The organism is Vreelandella xerophytica (assembly GCF_968048975.1).
Genome location: NZ_OZ309106.1, coordinates 2063182 through 2082245, shown reverse-complemented (window position 1 = coordinate 2082245; position 19064 = coordinate 2063182). Strand labels below are relative to the sequence as shown.

At 61.0% G+C, this 19064-nt stretch carries 18 protein-coding genes; 15 read left to right on the top strand and 3 right to left on the bottom strand.

Annotation, left to right across the window (positions count from 1 at the left end; translation table 11 throughout):
- The first annotated feature begins 199 nt into the window (after positions 1 to 199).
- A complete protein-coding gene (locus tag ACWF8S_RS09915; RefSeq protein ID WP_447553156.1) occupies positions 200 to 1441 on the top strand; it encodes a lipoprotein-releasing ABC transporter permease subunit in 1242 nt (413 codons plus the stop codon).
- A gap of 10 nt (positions 1442 to 1451) precedes the next feature.
- Positions 1452 to 2174: an ABC transporter ATP-binding protein gene (locus ACWF8S_RS09910; protein ID WP_447553155.1), complete on the top strand. Its 723-nt coding sequence runs from the start codon at positions 1452 to 1454 to the stop codon at positions 2172 to 2174.
- 4 nt (positions 2175 to 2178) lie between these two features.
- Here the strand turns inward: ACWF8S_RS09910 and ACWF8S_RS09905 are convergent, their stop codons facing one another.
- On the bottom strand, positions 2179 to 2730 hold the full coding sequence (locus tag ACWF8S_RS09905) for a DUF2062 domain-containing protein (protein WP_447553154.1): 552 nt from the start codon (positions 2728 to 2730) through the stop codon (positions 2179 to 2181).
- A 20-nt stretch (positions 2731 to 2750) separates the two neighbouring features.
- Here ACWF8S_RS09905 and ACWF8S_RS09900 point away from each other — a divergent pair, with 20 nt between their 5' ends.
- Genes ACWF8S_RS09900 through murB form a run of 8 tightly spaced genes read left to right on the top strand, consistent with a single transcriptional unit; the run spans position 2751 to position 10390 of the window.
- Positions 2751 to 4382, top strand: coding sequence for a ComEC/Rec2 family competence protein (locus ACWF8S_RS09900; protein ID WP_447553153.1), 1632 nt, complete (start codon positions 2751 to 2753; stop codon positions 4380 to 4382).
- Positions 4383 to 4388: 6 nt separating this feature from the next.
- A complete protein-coding gene (locus ACWF8S_RS09895; RefSeq protein WP_447553152.1) occupies positions 4389 to 5090 on the top strand; it encodes a ComEC/Rec2 family competence protein in 702 nt (233 codons plus the stop codon).
- A gap of 55 nt (positions 5091 to 5145) precedes the next feature.
- Positions 5146 to 6882: a lipid A export permease/ATP-binding protein MsbA gene (gene msbA, locus ACWF8S_RS09890; protein WP_447553151.1), complete on the top strand. Its 1737-nt coding sequence runs from the start codon at positions 5146 to 5148 to the stop codon at positions 6880 to 6882.
- Entirely contained in the window at positions 6879 to 7934 is a 1056-nt protein-coding gene (gene lpxK, locus ACWF8S_RS09885; RefSeq protein ID WP_447553150.1) for a tetraacyldisaccharide 4'-kinase, read from the top strand. The genes msbA and lpxK overlap by 4 nt, the downstream gene beginning before the upstream one ends.
- Positions 7927 to 8136 (top strand): Trm112 family protein, encoded by a 210-nt coding sequence (locus ACWF8S_RS09880; protein ID WP_447553149.1) that lies wholly within the window; start codon positions 7927 to 7929, stop codon positions 8134 to 8136. Before lpxK ends, ACWF8S_RS09880 begins: the two co-directional genes overlap by 8 nt.
- Positions 8136 to 8915, top strand: coding sequence for a 3-deoxy-manno-octulosonate cytidylyltransferase (gene kdsB, locus ACWF8S_RS09875; protein WP_447553148.1), 780 nt, complete (start codon positions 8136 to 8138; stop codon positions 8913 to 8915). The genes ACWF8S_RS09880 and kdsB overlap by 1 nt, the downstream gene beginning before the upstream one ends.
- Positions 8915 to 9379 carry a low molecular weight protein-tyrosine-phosphatase gene (locus ACWF8S_RS09870; RefSeq protein ID WP_447553147.1) on the top strand — a complete coding sequence of 155 codons (465 nt, stop codon included), beginning with the start codon at positions 8915 to 8917 and terminating at the stop codon, positions 9377 to 9379. Before kdsB ends, ACWF8S_RS09870 begins: the two co-directional genes overlap by 1 nt.
- A 27-nt stretch (positions 9380 to 9406) precedes the next feature.
- Positions 9407 to 10390 carry a UDP-N-acetylmuramate dehydrogenase gene (gene murB / locus ACWF8S_RS09865; protein ID WP_447556578.1) on the top strand — a complete coding sequence of 328 codons (984 nt, stop codon included), beginning with the start codon at positions 9407 to 9409 and terminating at the stop codon, positions 10388 to 10390.
- A 108-nt stretch (positions 10391 to 10498) separates the two neighbouring features.
- Here the strand turns inward: murB and rne are convergent, their stop codons facing one another.
- Positions 10499 to 13849: a ribonuclease E gene (gene rne, locus ACWF8S_RS09860; RefSeq protein WP_447553146.1), complete on the bottom strand. Its 3351-nt coding sequence runs from the start codon at positions 13847 to 13849 to the stop codon at positions 10499 to 10501.
- 688 nt (positions 13850 to 14537) lie between these two features.
- On the opposite strand from rne, the gene ACWF8S_RS09855 reads away from it, so the two are divergent.
- The 3 genes from ACWF8S_RS09855 (at position 14538) to sppA (ending at position 17321) form a co-directional block, all read left to right on the top strand.
- On the top strand, positions 14538 to 15479 hold the full coding sequence (locus ACWF8S_RS09855; RefSeq protein ID WP_447553145.1) for an RluA family pseudouridine synthase: 942 nt from the start codon (positions 14538 to 14540) through the stop codon (positions 15477 to 15479).
- A gap of 9 nt (positions 15480 to 15488) precedes the next feature.
- Positions 15489 to 16142, top strand: a complete 654-nt coding sequence (locus ACWF8S_RS09850; protein WP_447553144.1) for an HAD family hydrolase — start codon at positions 15489 to 15491, stop codon at positions 16140 to 16142.
- 66 nt (positions 16143 to 16208) lie between these two features.
- Positions 16209 to 17321: a signal peptide peptidase SppA gene (sppA, locus tag ACWF8S_RS09845; protein ID WP_447553143.1), complete on the top strand. Its 1113-nt coding sequence runs from the start codon at positions 16209 to 16211 to the stop codon at positions 17319 to 17321.
- Positions 17322 to 17327: 6 nt separating this feature from the next.
- Here sppA and ACWF8S_RS09840 read toward each other — a convergent pair whose 3' ends face one another.
- Entirely contained in the window at positions 17328 to 17930 is a 603-nt protein-coding gene (locus tag ACWF8S_RS09840) for a Maf family protein (protein WP_447553142.1), read from the bottom strand.
- A gap of 374 nt (positions 17931 to 18304) precedes the next feature.
- On the opposite strand from ACWF8S_RS09840, the gene ACWF8S_RS09835 reads away from it, so the two are divergent.
- Entirely contained in the window at positions 18305 to 18853 is a 549-nt protein-coding gene (locus tag ACWF8S_RS09835) for a YceD family protein (RefSeq protein ID WP_447556577.1), read from the top strand.
- Positions 18854 to 18887: 34 nt separating this feature from the next.
- Positions 18888 to 19058, top strand: a complete 171-nt coding sequence (rpmF, locus tag ACWF8S_RS09830; protein WP_114488056.1) for a 50S ribosomal protein L32 — start codon at positions 18888 to 18890, stop codon at positions 19056 to 19058.
- The last annotated feature ends 6 nt before the right edge of the window (positions 19059 to 19064 follow it).

Here is a 19064-nt window from a genome sequence, read left to right as displayed (position 1 = left end):
GGGTGCTCTTGTTGCCAAAAGAAAAGGCCGGGATGAAAGGCCGGGTAACGCGCGCAATGTAGGGGCTTGGCCGGTAACTTGCAAGTCATTGCGTGGGCGCCGCGCGCCGCGGAAAAGATTGCTTCTTCAATACGCGTTTGCGCATGCAGGGCGTATAAAAAAACCGTACCATGGGTGCATATTACCAAGGAATGATGCCATGCTTGATCGTTTGCCTTTTCTGGTGGGGCTGCGCTATGTGCGCGCAAAACGCCGAAACCACTTCATTTCGTTCATTTCCCTGATCTCGATGCTCGGTCTGACGCTTGGCGTCACCGTACTGATTCTCGTGCTGTCAGTGATGAACGGTTTCGATCATGAGCTTCGCACGCGGATTCTGGGAATGGTGCCCCACACCAAGATCGAGTATCAGCCCGGTCTGGTGGAATGGGAGTCGCTGGCCGACCGGCTGATTCAGCGCGACCGCGTGCTCGGCGTGGCACCTTATGTCGAGCAGCAGGGAATGTTCTCCGCCGGTGGTCAGAACCAGGGCGCCATGGTCAACGGTATCGATCCCGCCTGGGAAGATCAGGTGTCGATCATCGGCTCACATATGCGTGAGGGTGCGCTTGAGGATCTGGCGCCAGGGGAGTGGAACGTGGTGCTCGGTTCCATGCTTGCCAACCGCCTGCGCGTGGGGGTGGGTGACCGGGTAACGCTACTGGTGCCCGAGGCGTCGATTACCCCCGCGGGTGTGTTTCCCCGGCTCAAGCGCTTCACGGTCAGTGGTATCTTCAGTGTCGGTGCCGATCTCGATGGCAGTCTCGCCTACGCCAATATCGAGGACATGCAGACGCTGGCGCGCCTGGGCGATGCGATTGGCGGGCTTCGCCTGGAGCTTGACGACCTGTTCGTCGCCGGCAGTGAAACCCAGGCGATCGTCAACGACCTGGGACCGGGCTATATCGGTCGCGACTGGACCTTCACTCAAGGAAGTCTTTTCCAGGCCATTCAGATGGAAAAACGCATGATCGGGCTGTTGCTGACGGTCATTGTCGCCGTGGCCGCGTTCAATATCGTCTCGACGCTGGTCATGGTGGTCACCGACAAGCGCGCTGATATCGCCATTTTGCGCACCATCGGCGCAACGCCACGCTCGATCATGGGTATCTTCATCGTGCAGGGGTTGACCATCGGCGTGATCGGTATCGCGCTGGGTGTGCTGGCCGGGGTGGTGCTGGCGCTGACCATTGCGGATCTGGTGGGCTGGTTTGAGGCAGCCTTTGGTATTCAGTTCCTCGATTCCGGTGTCTATTTCGTCAGCCACCTGCCGTCGCGGCTTCTGTTCGACGATATCCGCGATATCGTGCTGGCCGCCTTTGGTCTGACTTTCCTGTCGACGCTTTATCCCGCCTGGCGGGCCGCGCGTGTCCAGCCTGCGGACGTACTGCGCTATGAATAAGGACGCGCTCATGAATCCGACGACTTCCAGTGCCCCGGTGATGCTTTCCTGCCAAGGCCTTACCCGCATCTACAAAGAAGGCCCACAGGATCTGACGGTCCTTGATCAGCTCACCCTCGAGGTGCGCGCCGGCGAGCGTGTGGCCATCGTGGGAAGCTCCGGCTCGGGCAAGACCACGCTCTTGAACCTTTTGGGCGGGCTCGACCGGCCAAGCGACGGGAGCATAATGATCGCCGACGAGTCGCTGGCCGGACTCAACGAGACCCAGCTTGGCCACTTTCGTAATCGCTATATCGGCTTTGTGTATCAGTTTCATCACCTGCTGGCGGAATTCAGCGCCCTGGAGAATGCAGCGCTCCCCTTGATCATTCGTGGCCAGCGCAAGAAGGATGCCGAAAGGCGGGCAATGACGCTGCTCGAGCGAGTGGGCATGAAGGCGCGGGCGGATCACAAGCCCGGTGAGCTTTCCGGCGGCGAGCGTCAGCGGGTGGCCATTGCCCGAGCGCTGGTGACCGACCCGAGTCTGGTGCTGATGGATGAGCCTACCGGCAATCTGGATCAGACCACCGCCAGCACGATCTTGAATCTGATGGACGAGCTTGCCCGGGAAAGCGCCTGTGCCTTCGTGATCGTGACTCATGATGTGGGCCTTGCCGCCCACCAGGACAGGGTGTTGCGTCTCGATGCAGGGCGGCTGGTGGAAGAGGTCAAGGCGCCGACTCAAGACGCCTAGAGGCTCACTCGTCGAACTCCGATTCGATTCGAGCCCGGCGCTGCTGGCGTTTACGCCGGCGGCGCTTCCAATTGTAGGAGACGTGCCAGCGCCAGATCAGGCGAATGGCCACGTTGGCAACAATGGCGAGAACCACCGCGGTGACGATGGAACCCAGAAACAGCGGCGGCAGCAAGTCGTGCATCTGCTCGGCCAGCCAGCGTGTTGAAATACGCGAAGGCGCTTCACGCACCGGTGCGCCCATCAAGAACGTACCCACCCGATAGTTGAAGTAAAAGATTACCGGCATGGTGAGCGGATTGGTAATCCAGACAAGGCTGACCGACAGCGCCAGATTGCAGCGACCGATCCGGGCGCCGAGTGCTGCCACCATCATCTGCAGCGGAATCGGCAGCATGGCGCAGAAGAGCCCCACGCTAAACGCGTTGGCCACGCTTTTGCGTGTCAATAGCCATAGCCCCGGGTCGGCAATCAAGGGCGCCATGAAACGAAGCGAACGCTGGCGTCTTAACGTATCGGGCTTGGGCATGTAGCGCTGCAGGAAACGGCGCGGCATGTCAGGTACTCTTTGAAGTAGTGCGCTCTATTATCCACATCGCACAGCGCTTCGGCTATGCCAAGCGTGTAACGCCGGTCATGGAGGAGACGATGCAGCGAGGGGCGGTCATGCCATGGGCGATGGCGGCGCTGGGGGCAGCACTTTTGGCCTGGCTCAGCGGTGTGGAAGGGCACCTGTTGGCCGGTGTCAGCACCGCACTGCTGGCGGCGCTTTTCATCATCAATCGCTCCCCCCAAGCGTTTTGGGGTCTTGTCATCGGTGGCTGGGTGTTTGTGGGTATCCAGACCGAGTGGCAGCGCCAGCTCCCCCTGGGGCTCAGCGGCCAGGATTTGAAAGTCAGCGCGCGGGTCGTGGATGTTCAACCGCTCGAGGGCGCCTCCAGACTCGTTCTGGATATCGATCGCTGTCAAAGCCCGGCATACCTCCCAAACTGTCACCACTTGAAGCGTGTACGGGTCAGCGACTATAGCGATACGTCCTACCAGGCCGGTGAGCGGTGGCAGCTTGTCCTGCGTCTTCGCCCGCCTCGCGGGTTCAGTAACCCCGGCGCCTTCGACTACGCCCAGTGGCTCTGGCGCGAAGGCATTCACGCCACCGGCTACGTGCGCCCAAGCCTCGAGACCCGGCGTCTGACCCAGGCTCGGCCTACGCTCAGAGGTCTGGCGCGTGAGAAGATCAGCGCAACGTCGCTTGCGCCGCAGACCAAGCGCTGGCTGGCGGCGCTGTCACTGGGTGATAGCCGCCAGCTGACCCAGGACGACTGGGCGCTTTTGAACGCCACCGGCACTACCCATCTGGTGGTGATCTCCGGGCTGCACGTGGGGCTGATTGCTTCGCTGACCCTTCTGCTGGGGCGGCTGATCGCACGCCTGGCAACACCCTCGAATTGGCGGCTTCGCACCTGGCCCTGGTGGGTGGCAGGGGCCGCCTGCGTGGGTTACGCCGCGCTTGCCGGCATGGGGCCGCCCGCCATGCGCGCGATGGTGATGACACTTCTTGGGCTTTGGGTGTTGAGCGGACGCCACGCGCCGGGGCCCTGGCAGGCATGGTGGCTGGCGCTTTTGCTCATCGTCTTGCTCGATCCGCTAGCGATCTGGCGTCCCGGGCTCTGGCTTTCGTTCGTGGCGGTAGGCTGGCTGATCGTCATCTGGCAGGGGCGTGCCCGGCCCCGGGGCGTGAAAGGGTGGTGCTGGGCGCTGGTGCGTACTCAGCTTCTACTCGCGCCTTTGATGGCGGCAGCAGTGCTGCTTGCCTTTGGCCGCGTCGCCCCCGGGGCCCCGTTGGTGAACCTGCTTGCCGTGCCCTGGGTCAGCTCGATCATGGTACCCGCAGCGCTGCTTGGCTGGCTGGTCGCGCCGCTTCCCGGGGCGAGCGCGGTTGTCTGGTGGATCTTTGAGCAGGCGCTGGGCGTCTTCCACGGCCTCTTGAGCCTGACCCTTGGCGTACTGCCTCTCTGGGAGCCTTCGGCGGCGCTCAAATACCCGCTGTCGGCGGCGCTGCTGCTGGTGGCCCTTTGCTGGGGGCTTGCCTTCGTACCCCGCTTGCTGCGAGCGGGGTCGCTGGTGGCGGCCATTACCCTGGCGCTCGCTCATCCGGTAGGCGCGCTTGCGCCGAATGAGCTTCGCGTGACGGTATTTGATGTGGGCTAGGGTCAGTTGATCGAACTGCAAAGTGCCAGTGAACGTGTGCTTTACGATACCGGCCCCCGCTTTCGTAGCGGGTTCATGCCCCTGGAAGCGCTGTGGGCACCCGGCCAGCGGTTTGACCGGGTGATGGTCAGCCACGCCGATATTGACCACGCCGGCGGGGTGGCGGCGCTCGAGCGTGAACACCACGTCACGCGGTGGTTCGCCCCGCAAGGCGAGGTGTTGCCTGTTGACCATGAAAACTGCGTCCGAGGGCAGCGCTGGCAACGCGACGGCGTTCGTTACCGTGTGCTCTGGCCGCCGGCGGGGCCGAATGCCTTGACCCCCAACGAGCGCTCCTGCGTGCTGGAGGTAACCTTGGGGGAGCACCGGCTTTTGATAACCGGTGATGTGGGACGCGACACCGAACGTCGTTTTATAAGCGATCTGGAAGGGCCGGTCAGCGTGCTGGTGGCGGGGCATCACGGTAGCCGAACCAGTTCCGGGGTTCAGTTCGTTCGCGCAAGCCGCCCGCAACACGTCGTTTTCAGCGCCGGCCGGGACAATGCGTTTCACCATCCTGCGGATGACGTGGTACGCCGCTTTCGCGAAAGCGGGAGCTGCCTTTGGAGCACCGCTTTTGATGGGGCGCTTCGATTTCATCTGAAAGCGGGTCGTCCGGTCGAGGTTTTGCCCATGAGCGCGCCGGGGGGAGAACGTAAGCGGTGTTGATACGTGCCGCCTTGAGGTAGAATTCGGCGATTGCACACTACAGCCAGGAGCGCGTGTGACCGATTCAAGTTGGGTGTTGTATAAACGCTTATTAAGCTATGTAAAGCCTCACTGGCGAATGTTTGCCCTGGCGATTATTGGCTTTGTGATCTATGCCGCTTCCAGTACGGCGCTGGCGGAGATGATGAAACGCCTGATCGACGGCATCCAGAATCCCGATGCCGCCTTCAGGTTTTTCCTGCCGCTCTTCGTGGTGATCATGTTCGCCTGCCGCGGGGTAGGGACATTCTTGAGTACCTACTACATGGCCTACGTAGGCCGCTACGTGATCCATACACTGCGCTGTGACGTGTTCGACCATATGCTGCATCTGCCCGGGCGTTTTTTCGACCAGCACTCGAGCGGGCACCTGGTCTCGCGGGTGACCTATCACGTGGAGCAGGTAGCCGGTGCCGCCACCAATGCGGTAACCGTGATTCTTCGGGAGGGGCTTTTCGTGCTGGGGCTGATTCTCTATCTGCTCTGGACCAACTGGATGCTCACGCTGCTCTTTCTGGGCGTCACGCCGCTGATCGCGGTGGTCGTGAGCTTTGTCAGCAAGCGCTTTCGCGAAATCTCCAAACGCATCCAGCACTCCATGGGCGATGTCACCCACGTTGCTTCCGAGGCACTGTCAGGCTACCGGGTGGTGCGCACCCACGGGGCCGAAGCGTTTGAAAAAAGACGTTTCGAGAAAGTCAGTGAAGAGAACCGCCGCCAGAGCATGAAGCAGGCAATGACCCGAGCGGTCAGCTCGCCGGTGATTCTCATGCTGGTGGCGATCTCCATGGCGCTGCTGGTGTGGCTGGCCATGGCGCCCGCCTTTCTGGCCGATATGACGCCAGGCGAGTTCGTCGCCTTCATTACCGCCGCCGCGCTCATGATCAAGCCGGTGCGCCAGCTCACCGAGATCAATGGCGAAATCCAGAAAGGGCTAGCTGCTGCCGCCGAACTCTTCGGGGTCATGGACCAGCCTGCCGAGCCGGATACCGGCACGCAACCGGCCAAAGCGCTGCGCGGCGATGTCGTGATCGACAACGTGAGCTTTCGCTACGATGCCGATCAGCCTGACGTGCTTCACGATGTCAGCCTGCATGTTGCCCCCGGTGAGATGGTCGCCATCGTGGGCCGTTCGGGGGGCGGAAAATCCACACTGGTCGGGCTTTTACCCCGGTTTTATCAGCCCACTCAGGGGCGCATCCTTATCGACGGCGTCGATACCGATGAGTACGAACTGGGCTCGCTTCGCCAGCAGATCGCAACCGTCTCCCAGCAGGTGACACTATTCAACGCAAGCATTGCCAGCAATATCGCCTACGGGGTGGAAAACCCGGATCTTGTCAAGGTCAAGGAGGCCGCCGAAGCCGCCTATGCCAGCGAGTTCATCGAAAAACTGCCCCACAGCTACGATACCGTCGTGGGCGAAAACGGCCTCATGCTGTCTGGCGGCCAGCGCCAGCGCCTGGCCATTGCCCGGGCAATCTACAAGGATGCGCCGATTCTGATTTTCGACGAGGCGACCTCGGCGCTCGACTCGGAATCCGAGCGCTATATCCAGAAGGCGCTGGAATACGTCTGTAAAGGGCGTACTACGCTGGTAATCGCTCACCGCTTGTCCACCATCGAGCGGGCCGATCGCATCGTGGTGATGGATCAGGGCCGGATTGTCGAACAGGGCACTCACAAGACGTTGCTGGAGAAACAGGGTGCCTACGCCGGGCTTCACCAGATGCAGTTTCAGGAGCACGCGTGAGCCTGACCAGTCGCTGGCTGGAAGGCGCTTACCGAAAAAGCGTCTGGAAAGCTCCCTGGCTGATACCGCTGTATCCTCTGGGAGCGCTGTACGGTGCGGTGATGACACGGCGCGCCCAGGCTTACGCGACCGGCAAGAAGCCCGTCTGGCGCTCGCCAGTCCCGGTAATCGTGGTGGGAAACATCACCCTGGGCGGGACCGGGAAATCGCCCCTGGTCGCCTGGCTTGCGCGCCGGCTTCAACAAAATGGCTATACGCCCGGCATTATTACCCGAGGGTATGGCGGGAAGGCGCCCGTCTATCCGCTGGAGGTGAATGACACCACCAGCCCCGCTCAGAGCGGCGATGAGCCCTTGATGCTTTTCAGACAGACCGGTGCGGCGGTAATGGTAGACCCTGAGCGACCTCGGGGGGCGCAGGCGCTGGTCGACAAGGGATGCGATATCATCATCAGTGACGATGGTCTTCAGCATCTGGCCCTGGCTCGAGATATCGAGCTTTTGGTGGTAGACGGTGCCCGGGGGCTTGGCAATCGATGCTGCCTGCCGGCGGGGCCGCTTCGCGAACCTGCCAGGCGGCTTTCAAGTGTCGATGCGGTGATTGTCAACGGAACGCCCGTAACGCCGCTCCCGGTAAAGGCAACAATGATGACCCTGGACCCGGCAAGGTGGCGGCGAGTGAGTGATGGCGAGCACGCAACGCTTGCGCCACTGCCGTTTAGCCCGCCGGTTCACGCGGTGGCGGGTATCGGTAACCCGGCGCGTTTCTTTGCAACCCTTGAAGCGCTTGGCGTGGACGGTGAAAGACACGCGTTCTCGGACCATCACGTATTTGATGAAGACACGCTGCGCTTCGCGCCAGAGCGCCCCCTCGTGATGACGGCCAAGGACGCGGTAAAGTGTCAGTCGTTCGCCCCTTTCGATAGCTGGGCGCTGGAAGTGGAAGCAAGGCTTCCAGCGGAATTTGAAGGCTGGCTTTTCAAGACACTAGAAAGACTCTCGACGCATCAACTACTAACTGCAGATACACACGAGGAAGGCGCTCATGGATAAGGAACTCTTGGCAATGCTGGTTTGCCCACTTTGCAATGGCAAGCTGGAGTACGACCGGGACGCGCAGGAGCTGGTCTGCTACTACGATGGTCTGGCCTACCCGATCAAAGAGGGCATTCCGGTGATGCTCCCGGAAGAGGCGCGGGTGCTCAGCGCCGATGAGAAGCTCAATCGCTCACCGGGACGCACGGGAGAGGCGTGATGGCGTCGCCGACAATCGACTTTACGGTGGTCATTCCCGCCCGCTTTGCCTCCTCGCGGCTGCCTGGCAAGCCGCTTCTGGAGATTGCCAACGACCCCATGGTGGTTCATGTATGGCGTCGAGCCTGCCAAAGCGAGGCGAGTCGCGTGGTGGTGGCGACCGACGACGAGCGCATTCGAAAAGCCCTTGAGCCCCATGGCGCCGAGGTGATGATGACTCGTGCCGAACATCCCTCGGGCACCGATCGGCTGGCCGAGGTGGCAAGCCTTCTGGGGCTTGATGGCGATGCTCTGGTCGTCAACGTACAAGGGGATGAGCCGCTCATTCCGCCCTCGCTGATCAACCAGGTGGCAAGAGGGTTGGCAGACGATCCGGACGCCGCCATTGCCACACTGGCCGAGCCGATCAGCGATGTCGAAACGCTTTTCAACCCTAACGTGGTGAAGGTGGCTCGCGCCCACTCGGGGCGTGCGCTCTATTTCTCCCGTGCGCCCATTCCCTGGGATCGGGAACAGTTCGGCCGCAAGCCTGGCCTCCTGGAGACCGACGCATGGCTTCGGCATATCGGGATCTATGCCTATCGGGCGAGCTTTTTGAACGCGTACAAGAACATGGCACCCTCGCAGCTCGAGCAGCTAGAGCAGCTCGAGCAGCTCAGAGCGCTTCAGCATGGCTATGCCATTCAGGTTGCGCTTGCCTGTGAGCAAAATCCTGCCGGGGTGGATACGCTTGAAGACCTTGCCAAGGTGCGCTTACTCATCGAACAAGCGGAGTCTTGATGACGCGGGTACTGTTTGTCTGTCTAGGAAATATCTGTCGCTCGCCCAGTGCTGAAGGGGTTTTTCGAAAAGCATTGCACGAGGCGGGGCTTCAGGACGAAATTCACGTGGACTCCTGCGGCGTAGGGGACTGGCACGTGGGCAAGGCCCCGGATGCCCGCGCCCAGCAGGCTGCTCGTCGCCGTGGCGTGGATATCAGTCGTTTGCGCGCCCGACAGCTCTGCGTGAAGGATTTCCACGACTTCGACTACGTGCTGGGCATGGACGATACCAACATGGAAGCGATCGAGGCGCTGGCGTCAGACGACAGCCGCGCCCGTACGACCCTCTTTTTAGCCTACGGTAAAGGCGATGAAGTCGAGGTGCCGGACCCTTACTACGGTGGCGAAGAGGGCTTTGAGCACGTGCTGGATCTGATCGAGTCGGCCTCACGGGGCCTGCTTGCCGAACTCAGGAAGGTTTAGACAGTGGGTGCTCTACTGAAACCGGAAATGGATCTGACCTTCGCCAATACCTTGAACCTTCCTTGCCGGGCTGCGTTCGGCGCTTGTCCTGCCACGGTGAGCGAGCTGCAAGCCGTACTCGGCGAATGCGCCGTGAAAAAACTGCCCATCATGCTCTTGGGGGGAGGCAGCAACGTGCTGCTGCCTGAGCGGTTTGAGGGGGTCGCGCTCAGCCCGGCATTCGACCAGTGGTGGATCGAAACCCAAGGCACGCGGGCCACGGCCTACGTGGGTGCCGGCGTCAACTGGCATTATCTGGTGATGACCCTGGCCCGACGCGGCTGGTGGGGTATCGAAAACTTGGCATTGATACCCGGGGTGTGCGGTGCAGCCCCGGTGCAGAATATCGGTGCTTATGGAGTCGAGCTTCAGGACGTGCTGGAGGGCGTGGAAGTGGTGGAGCTTGCCACCGGACGCGTCGTCTGGCTGACAGCCAGCGCGTGTGGCTTCGGCTATCGCGACAGCATCTTCAAGAAGGCGTTGAGCGGTAAGGTGGCGATCATTCGTCTGGCTATTCGCCTGACGCGCGAAGGCACTGCCCGACTTGGCTATGGCGATCTGTCGGCCCGGGTGTCGGCCTCGCCCAGCTCGCTGGAAGTGGCCCGGGCGGTCTGCGCCATTCGTCAGGAAAAACTTCCCGCCCCGGCCTTGCTCGCCAACGCCGGGAGCTTTTTCAAGAATCCCGTCGTAACGGCGAACGAAGCAGAGACACTACGACATCGCTACCCGACTATGCCCTGTTTCCCGCAGGCCGAGGGCGGCTACAAGCTGGCAGCGGGCTGGCTGATTGACCAGTGTGGCCTGAAAGGCGCGCGCCAGGGAGCGTTTGGTGTGCATACGCGCCAGGCGCTGGTGATCGTACACTTTGGCGGTGGTACCCGCAGCGAGCTGCTGGCGTTCTCCCGGTATGTCATCCAGACGGTTTTCGAACGCTTTGGCGTGACGCTGGAGCCCGAGCCCAGGCTGGTTTAAGTGCTGTTTCAAGTACTTTTTCGGGTACTGTTTTTGAGCATCACTTTCAAGCACCGTTATCAGGTATGAAAAAACCCCGCACCAGGCGGGGTTTTTTCGTTGCTCGACTTACTCTTGATTGGCGCTATCTTGCTGCTTGCGCTTCTCGCGAGGGTCGTTGTGAGCCCGACGGCGACGCTTGGGCGCTTGCGCCGGCGCCTCGTCCGAGGCTTGCTGCGCTTTTTCCTGCTCATCGCCTTGGTCCTGCGCGGCAGGCGCCGGCGTTACTTCCTGCGCCGGGGCTTCGCTGTTCTCTAGCGCTGCCTTCGGCAAGGGCGTTTCGGGCGCAGAGGGCGTGACCTCCGGACTTTCCTTGGCTTCAGGCGCGAAGGCCGACTTGGGCGCTTGAGGTGTCGGCGCAGGCGCTGACTCTACACCCGCTTCAGCATCCAGGGGTTCGACGGCGGGCTTGGGTGCCTGGTCGGCGCGGGTATCGGCCCTTTCCGGCGCCTTATCTGGCGTTTCCGACACGGAGTCTTCGGGCATCGTCGGTTCGAACGCCGGCAGTTTCTCTTCAGGTGCCTGCTCCGTTGACGCAGGCGTCTTCGGGGCGGTCTCCGGCGAGGTCTGCTCGGTTACGCTTGGCTCGGCCTTGGCGGTGGTGCTCGCCGGTTCGCGTTCGGGCTGTACGGCCGCCGGGGCGGGCGCGTCCGCAGGCAACGCTGGCTTGGCCACTGACGTGGGCTGCTCGCTGGGCAGCGCGGGCGTCTTTGTCGAAGCCTTGTCCGAGTCGGGCGCCTGAGTGTTGCCCATCGTCGCGCTCTTTTCAGAGGCGGCTGCTTGGTCAGCGATAGCCTTTTCAGGCTCTTTGGTCTTTTCGGGTACCTCGACCTTTTCAGGTGTCGTGGCTTCTGCCGGCGTTTTGCTGGCCGTGTCCTTATCCCCTGTCGCTATAGCCTTGCGGGAACTCGCCGCTTTCCGGTCGTCAGCGGACGTACTTGCAGCGTCCGGCACTGCATCGGGGGCTTTGGAAACCGGCGTTTGGGCCGTTTCAACCGCCGATGCGCTGGCCTGCGCCGCTGTAGGCGTCTCGACAGACGTTTCTCGGGCTTTTTCCTCGACTGTGCCTTCCACCGGTGCCGGTGCATTGGCAGCTTCAGCCTGAAGCGCTAGCTGCTCGGCTTCGGCAGCGGGATTGACCGCCTGCTTGCGTGTGCGGCTGCGCGGGTTGTTGCGAGTGCGTTTGGGCTTGCCATCATCCGTGGGGGCCTCCTGTTTGGGCTCCTGCAGGGTATCAGGCGCTGACGTGGGCTCTTTGGCACCTCGGCTTGGCTCGCTTTTCTTGCTGTCTCGGGGCTTGTCGCGACGACTGTCCGAGCGCTTGCTCTGCTCTGCCGGGGCGTCCTGAGCGCTCGGGCTTGCGGGACGCTCGCTCTGGCGACTGGTCTTCGCCGCGCTCTCGCCGGGCTTTTGATCGTTTTGCGGGGCGTTGCGGCGACGATTGCGGGTGCGGCTGGGGCCGCTTCGCTTGTCACTGCTGTCGTCCTGGCCTTTTGCCGTGCGCGATTCCGTAGCCGATTCGCTACGCGCTGTCTCGCCACGGGACGTCTCGCCTCGGGCGGTCTCACTTCGGGTGGCTTCGCTTCGCGGTGCAGACTGATCGTCCCGAGTCTCGCGTACGGGTCTGGCGCGCTCGGCGCGGCGGCTGTCGGCGGGCTGTCGGCGGGCAGCGGGCTTGGATTCAGCGCTGGCAGTGTCGTCACTGCCTAAAAGCTTGGCAAAGCCGCGAATCAGACGGCCGAGAACACCGGTTTCAGTTGTGTCGGTGCTTTCGACCCGGGCGGGGGCTTCGGTCTGCAGGGAGGCAGGGGCCGGCGCATTGTGTGCCACGGTCTTGACGGCGGCTTCGGCACGCTGAACCGGGGGAGCAAAGCTTGCGTCGGGCTCTTTGCCGATGTCGGTATCGGTGGATAGCTCAAAGCTCGAAAGCGTGTGGCTTTCATCTTCGTCCAGGTGGTCGTTGCGCAGGCGCTGCACGTCGTAGTGCGGCGTATCCATGTCCGGATTGGGCAGCAGCACCACGCGAACGTCCTGGCGCGATTCGATATCGGCCAGCACGCTGCGCTTTTCGTTCAGAAGGTAAGTGGCGACAGGAACGGGCAGAATGGCGCGGATCTGGGCGCTGCGCTCTTTCATTGCTTCTTCTTCGATCAAACGCATGATCGAGAGCGACAGCGAGCGGACATCGCGGATAGTGCCCTGGCCGTTACAGCGCGGGCACACCACGCCGCTGGTCTCGCCAAGCGACGGACGCAGACGTTGGCGCGACATCTCCATCAGGCCGAAGCGGGAAATGCGGCCGATCTGCACGCGCGCGCGGTCGAGCTTGAGCGCGTCGCGCATGCGATTTTCCACTTCGCGCTGATTACGCGCCGGGCCCATGTCGATGAAGTCGATGACCACCAGACCGCCGATATCGCGAAGGCGCAACTGTCGGGCGATCTCGTCGGCGGCTTCGGAGTTGGTCTGCAGGGCAGTCTCTTCGATGTCGCTGCCACGGGTGGCGCGCGCCGAGTTGATGTCGATGGAAACCAGCGCTTCGGTATGATCGATCACGATCGAGCCGCCGGAGGGGAGCTTCACCTCACGCTGATACGCCGTTTCGATCTGGGATTCGATCTGAAAACGGGAAAAAAGCGGTACTTCGTCGGTATAGAGTTTGATCTTCTGCTGGTACGAGGGCATCACCTGGCGGATGAAGCCCAGCGCCTCGGCGTGAATCTCGGGGCTGTCGATCAGTACCTCGCCGATGTCCTGGCGCAGGTAATCGCGCATGGCGCGTATGATGACGTTGGATTCGCGATAGACAAGAAAAGGCGCCGGACGCTTGGTGGCTTCCGTGGTGATCGATTCCCACACCTGGGCCAGGTAGTCCAGATCCCACTGAAGCTCTTCAGAGCTTCGGCCGATGCCAGCCGTGCGAACGATCAGGCCCATCTTGTCGGGCACGGTCAGCTGGGACATGGCGTCCTTGAGCTGGCTTCTGTCATCGCCCTCGATACGCCGCGAGATGCCCCCGGCACGGGGGTTGTTGGGCATGAGTACCAGAAAGCGTCCGGCCAGGCTGATGAAGGTGGTCAGTGCGGCACCCTTGTTGCCGCGCTCCTCCTTGTCTACCTGAACGATGACTTCCTGGCCTTCCTTCAGTACTTCCTTGATGCTGGGGCGCCCGGAAACGTCCTTGACGAAGTACTCCCGGGAAATTTCCTTGAGAGGCAGAAAGCCGTGGCGCTCGGCGCCGAAATCGACGAATGCCGCCTCGAGCGAAGGCTCGACCCGGGTGATCTTGCCGCGGTAGATGTTGGCTTTTTTCTGCTCTCGAGCGCCGGATTCGATATCCAGATCGTAAAGGCGCTGGCCGTCGACGAGCGCAACCCGCAGCTCTTCTGGCTGGGTTGCATTGATAAGCATTCTTTTCATGATGTCTCGCAAAGCATGTGCACCGACGCGCCGTCTAGGCTGGCATCGACGAATCGCTTTTGCTGCGTGCTTGTGCTCGGCGCATAGCTATGCTGACGCATTAAACCGGGGGGCAGTGTGGCCCGCGCGGCTGGTGGGCGTTGAGTACGTGGCGGAGGCAGGACATGTTTCGGTGGCTGTCACGTCCATCCGGCCCTGCTGACACCGCCTACACCTGGCATTCATCGATTCGTCAACGCCGGTATCGGCACTGCGTTGATCGTGGCGCCCCAAGCCTTCGTCTTCTGTGACGCTAAAAACGATGGCTTGAGACGTAGCGTGTCTTCAATTGTTTCATGGCGGCCAACCAGGCATCACCATGGACTCTATCGTCTTGATGGACGATAGAGGTCCTTCATTTCAAACCATCCGGTAATGGGTAATGCGTACACTATTCCATTGGACCTTCGCTCGGGCCTGCGTGTCGGTCGGGCAGGCGCTTGGGCATAGCGTGTAACGATGTGCGTGGGGCCTGGACGTGATCACCACGGGTTTTATCAGGCTGACCTGACGGTTGATCACGCTATGCCGATGAGCCACTTGGAATATAACAGTAAAGCCAACCGCCAGCAATTGACGCAATGGGTTAAGCACTACGCTAGAATGGCGCTTTAGCCTGATATTGAAAACCGACCAGGAGCATGCGGCGATGGCCGAAGGGCGTGAAGTGCAGTGGGTGGAAATCGCCCCGGAACAGGCGGGTCAACGTATCGACAATTTCCTGATGACGCGTTTGAAGGGCGCTCCCCGCGCCTTGATCTACCGTATTGTGCGTAAAGGCGAAGTGCGGGTTAACAAAAAACGTGTCAAGGCGGACTACCGGCTGGCACCCGGTGATCTGGTGCGCGTTCCGCCGCTGCGTCTGGCGCCCAGGGAAGCGCAGAAGGAGGTCAGCGACAATCTGCGCGATCTGCTGGTGGGTAGCGTGATCATGGAAGGCCCGGACTGGATGGTGCTCAACAAGCCCGCAGGCCTTGCCGTACACGGTGGCAGCGGGGTCAAGATCGGCCTGATTGAAGCGCTCCGGCAGGTGCGCGACGATTTAAGCTTTCTCGAGCTCGTTCATCGTCTGGACCGGGATACCTCGGGCTGCCTTTTGCTGGCCAAATCCCGCGAGGCGCTGGTCACGCTGAACGAATCGCTCAAGAAACATGCCATGGACAAGCGCTATGTCGCACTGGTAAGCGGACGATGGCCGGCGCGCAAGAGCTATGTCAGTGCTCGGCTCGACCGCTACGATGCTGGTAACGGCGAGCGCCGCGTGCGGGTGGATCCGAACGGAAAAGTGTCGCGTACCCACTTCAAGGTGTTGGAAACCTTCGAGAAGGCGACCCTGATCGAGGCGGAACCGGTGACCGGGCGCACTCACCAGATTCGTGTACACGCCGCCCATGCAGGCCATGCGCTGCTGGGCGACGACAAATACGCGACCCGGGAAAGCGCTCACATGACCCGTCAGCTAAACGTGGAGCGACTTTTTCTGCACGCTCGCGCGCTGACCTTTCCCGAACCCGGTAATGGGCGCCCGGTAACGGTAAAGGCACCGCTGCCCGAGGCGCTGGAGTCCGCGCTTGCCCGCGCAAGGCAATAAGGATCCGACATGCGCTATGAGCTGATTATTTTCGATTGGGACGGCACGCTGATGAATTCAGTGCCGAAGATTGTCGCGTGCATGCAGGCCGCTGCCCGTGAGGCCGAGTGGGGCGAGCTTGACGTCAGCGCCATCGAGGACATTATCGGGCTGGGTTTGCCCGAGGCGATCAGCAAGCTGTGTCCAGGCATTCAACCCGCCCAGGCCGAAACGCTGAGACAGCGCTACTCCCATCACTTCGTGCATGAGAACACCACGCCCATGCCGTTTTTCGATGGCGTGGAGGCCAGGCTCGAGCGCCTTCGCCGCAAAAAGGCCCAGCGCCTGGCCGTTGCGACGGGTAAAAGCCGCCGGGGGCTTGATCGCATATTTGAACAAACCGGTAGCGGCAAGTTTTTTCATGCCAGCCGCACCGCAGATGAAACCCGTTCAAAACCTCATCCGCAGATGCTGGAGGAGCTTCTGGTCGAACTCGATATCGACGTCTCACGCGCGGTAATGGTCGGCGATACCGAATACGACCTGGAGATGGCGCGGGCCATCGGCATGGATCGTGTCGGTGTCACCTACGGCGTTCATACACCCGCCCGCCTGATGGCCAGTGAACCCGGATGGGTGGCGCACAGCGTAGAAGATCTTTTCAACTGGCTCGATACCGAGTAGTCGGCGGCAGCCTTCATGACAGACGATAGCGTTTGCTGACCCCCACTGCGTACAGGAAAACACACGATGAACCAAGATGATGAACAGAACGGACCATATCCGCCGCGCCAGACGCCGGAGGAGGGTCTGTCGCAAAAACGCTGGACAGAAGGCCCCGAGGTGAGCACTCAGCATGGGCGCGAAGGACTGGCTGGTGCACCGGGTGATACCAGTGACACCCTTCGCGAGCGCCAGCGTCTGGCACAGATCGAGATGATGGATCGCTGGATCGGCGGTGTGCTGAGCGAACAGCGCCGCACCCGTCGCTGGAAACTCTTCTTTCGTCTGCTGACTCTTGCACTGCTGTTATCGCTGATCTCTTTCGTGGTGTATCGCGTTTTCTTCGCCGAGCCAAGCAGTGCTGCGCCTGCCAGCGAGCATCTGGCGCTTGTCGAAGTGCACGGCGTGATTGCAAGCGACGCCCCGGCGAACGCCGAGCGTATCATCAAGGGGCTCAACCGCGCCTGGGAATCCGATAGCGCAGCGGTCGTGGTGCTGCACATCGATAGTCCCGGGGGCAGCCCGGTGCAGTCCCAGCGGGTATTCGCCGAAATCATGCGTCTTCGCGAACAGGGGGGCAAGCCGATCATCGCCGTGATCGAGGACGTGGGCGCCAGCGGGGCTTATTATATTGCTTCAGCGGCCGATGTCATCACCGCCTCGCCGGCAAGCCTTGTGGGCTCAATCGGGGTGATCTACGCAGGCTTCGGCTTTCAGGAGGCGATCGATCAACTGGGTGTCGAGCGTCGCGTGATGACCGCTGGCGAAAACAAGGCGTTTCTGGACCCTTTCCAGCCATTGGATGAAGACATCGCCGCCTTCTGGCAGGGCGTTCTCGCCCAGACTCATCAGCAGTTCATCGAAGACGTGATTGCCGGCCGGAATGGGCGCCTGGTGGAAAGCGACGAGCTCTTTTCGGGCCTGATCTGGAGCGGCGAGCAGGCCATCGACCTTGGGTTGATCGATGAGCTGGCAAGCCTTGAGCAGGTAGCCAGGGCGCAGGTGGGCGAGGCCAGCTGGGTGGATTACACGCCGCGCCTGGATCCTTTCGAGCGGTTGACACGACGCTTTGCCAGCGCGACGGCCGAGCTTCTGGGCGTTGAGTCCACCCACTCGCCGCTACGCTTTCAAGCCCGCTGAAAGGCTCTAACGCTCGCCAAGCGGGTCCATGCCTGCTTGGCGTAGAAGCTGGCAAAGCGCAATCAGAGGCAGGCCGATCAGCGCGTTGGGGTCACGTCCATTCAGCGCTTCAAACAGCGTGATGCCAAGTCCTTCCATTCTGAAACTGCCGGCACTGTCCAGCGGCTTTTCGATCGCCACGTAACGCTCGATCTCTGCCTGGTTGAGCGTGCGAAAGCAGACCTCGAAAGGCTCGATGTGGACCTGGTGGCTATTGGTTCGCGTATCCAGCAGGGCAAGGCCGGTTAAAAAGGTCACTTTATTGCCGGAAAAGCGGGACAGGTTGGCACAGGCGCGCTCGATGGTATGGGGTTTGCCGAGGATCTCGCCTTCGAACAGGGCGATCTGGTCCGAGCCGATAATCAGGTGACGATTAAAACTCTTGGCCACGGCGTTTGCCTTGCCCAAAGCCAGACGATGAACCAGCGCTTCGGGGGATTCATTCAGGTGCGGCGTTTCATCGATGTCCGGCGACTGACACTGATAAGCAAGCTCCAGACGATCCAGCAACGCTTTGCGAAAGCGTGAGCTTGAAGCGAGCACCAGGGGGGCGTTAGCGACTTCGGGCACTGCATTCTCCTTGATGATTCGAGCGGCTAATTAGGCGGCGCGTTGTGAAGCCGGGACGTATCCGCTTTACGCGGTCACTCGTTAGATGGGCTGCGCCAGGTTTCGAGCAAGCTTTCGTGCTGTGCGCCGTATTAAGTAAAAGTGTAGCAGTCGTTTAGACATGACTTGAAACATTGGCTGAAAACAGTGCTTTAGGCTGGGTGTGAAACGTCGTGATAAAGAGTTTGAAAAGCATTTGAGTACGTCCTGTGTGATTTTGATTTGCATTATTCAAGCAAAGGGCGTGGGTATTTGGCGGCTTCGGGTATAAAACCTTGAATAAATGGCAGGACGGCTTTGACAGCGGCGGGGCGAGTGCCTATCATTGCGCGCCTATGTTGACCTCACAACTCCCTAGCCGGGTTGAGCCTTATAAGCTTGCAACCCGCCGCGAACGACTCGAAGGCCATGTGGCGCTTGATAAGCTGCCGCGCCTTGCCGAAGAGGCAGGCGAGCAAACTGGCGAATGCTATGCATCGCTTGAGTTTGGCATCGATGCCCAGGGTCGCCGTGAAATTCGTGGCCATCTGCGTGCGACGCTGGCGCTTGCCTGTCGCCGCTGCCTGGTGCCGTTAAGCCGGGATGTCTCCAGTGACTTTCTTTTGGGAATGGTCTCTGACGAGACGCTGGCTTCCGAGCTGCCCGCCAGTCACGAACCTGTGCTGGTGGAAAATGAACAGCTGGACTTGCTGACGGTGATTGAAGATGAACTCATCCTCAGTTTGCCGCAAGTGGTCTATCACGATGAGGCCGAGTGCTATGTCTCGGCAGAGCAGCTGGTCAGCAGGACCGAAGGCGCGGCAGATGAGTCCGCCCCCGTATCGAATCCTTTCGCGGTGCTCAATGTCTTGAAGGGCAAAGATCCATCCGAAGGTAAGAAATAAGTATCACTGATCCACTCTCTTGGAGTAATTACCCATGGCAGTTCAAAAGAATCGCAAGACTCGTTCCAAGCGCGGCATGCGTCGTAGCCACGATGCCCTGAGCGCACCGACGTTGTCTCAGGACAAAGAGACCGGCACCACGCACCTGCGTCACCACGTCGCTTCAGACGGTTTTTATCGTGGTCGCAAGGTTGTCGAGGTATAAGCCCTA

Bases quoted from the DNA above. Each gene is read 5' to 3' on its own strand.
- ACWF8S_RS09915 (WP_447553156.1), top strand. From the start codon at position 200: ATGCTTGATCGTTTGCCTTTTCTGGTGGGGCTGCGCTATGTGCGCGCA.
- ACWF8S_RS09910 (WP_447553155.1), top strand. From the start codon at position 1,452: ATGAATCCGACGACTTCCAGTGCCCCGGTGATGCTTTCCTGCCAAGGC.
- ACWF8S_RS09905 (WP_447553154.1), bottom strand. From the start codon at position 2,730: ATGCCGCGCCGTTTCCTGCAGCGCTACATGCCCAAGCCCGATACGTTA.
- ACWF8S_RS09880 (WP_447553149.1), top strand. From the start codon at position 7,927: ATGGATAAGGAACTCTTGGCAATGCTGGTTTGCCCACTTTGCAATGGC.
- kdsB (WP_447553148.1), top strand. From the start codon at position 8,136: ATGGCGTCGCCGACAATCGACTTTACGGTGGTCATTCCCGCCCGCTTT.
- ACWF8S_RS09870 (WP_447553147.1), top strand. From the start codon at position 8,915: ATGACGCGGGTACTGTTTGTCTGTCTAGGAAATATCTGTCGCTCGCCC.
- murB (WP_447556578.1), top strand. From the start codon at position 9,407: ATGGATCTGACCTTCGCCAATACCTTGAACCTTCCTTGCCGGGCTGCG.
- rne (WP_447553146.1), bottom strand. From the start codon at position 13,849: ATGAAAAGAATGCTTATCAATGCAACCCAGCCAGAAGAGCTGCGGGTT.
- ACWF8S_RS09855 (WP_447553145.1), top strand. From the start codon at position 14,538: ATGGCCGAAGGGCGTGAAGTGCAGTGGGTGGAAATCGCCCCGGAACAG.
- ACWF8S_RS09850 (WP_447553144.1), top strand. From the start codon at position 15,489: ATGCGCTATGAGCTGATTATTTTCGATTGGGACGGCACGCTGATGAAT.
- sppA (WP_447553143.1), top strand. From the start codon at position 16,209: ATGAACCAAGATGATGAACAGAACGGACCATATCCGCCGCGCCAGACG.
- ACWF8S_RS09835 (WP_447556577.1), top strand. From the start codon at position 18,305: ATGTTGACCTCACAACTCCCTAGCCGGGTTGAGCCTTATAAGCTTGCA.
- rpmF (WP_114488056.1), top strand. From the start codon at position 18,888: ATGGCAGTTCAAAAGAATCGCAAGACTCGTTCCAAGCGCGGCATGCGT.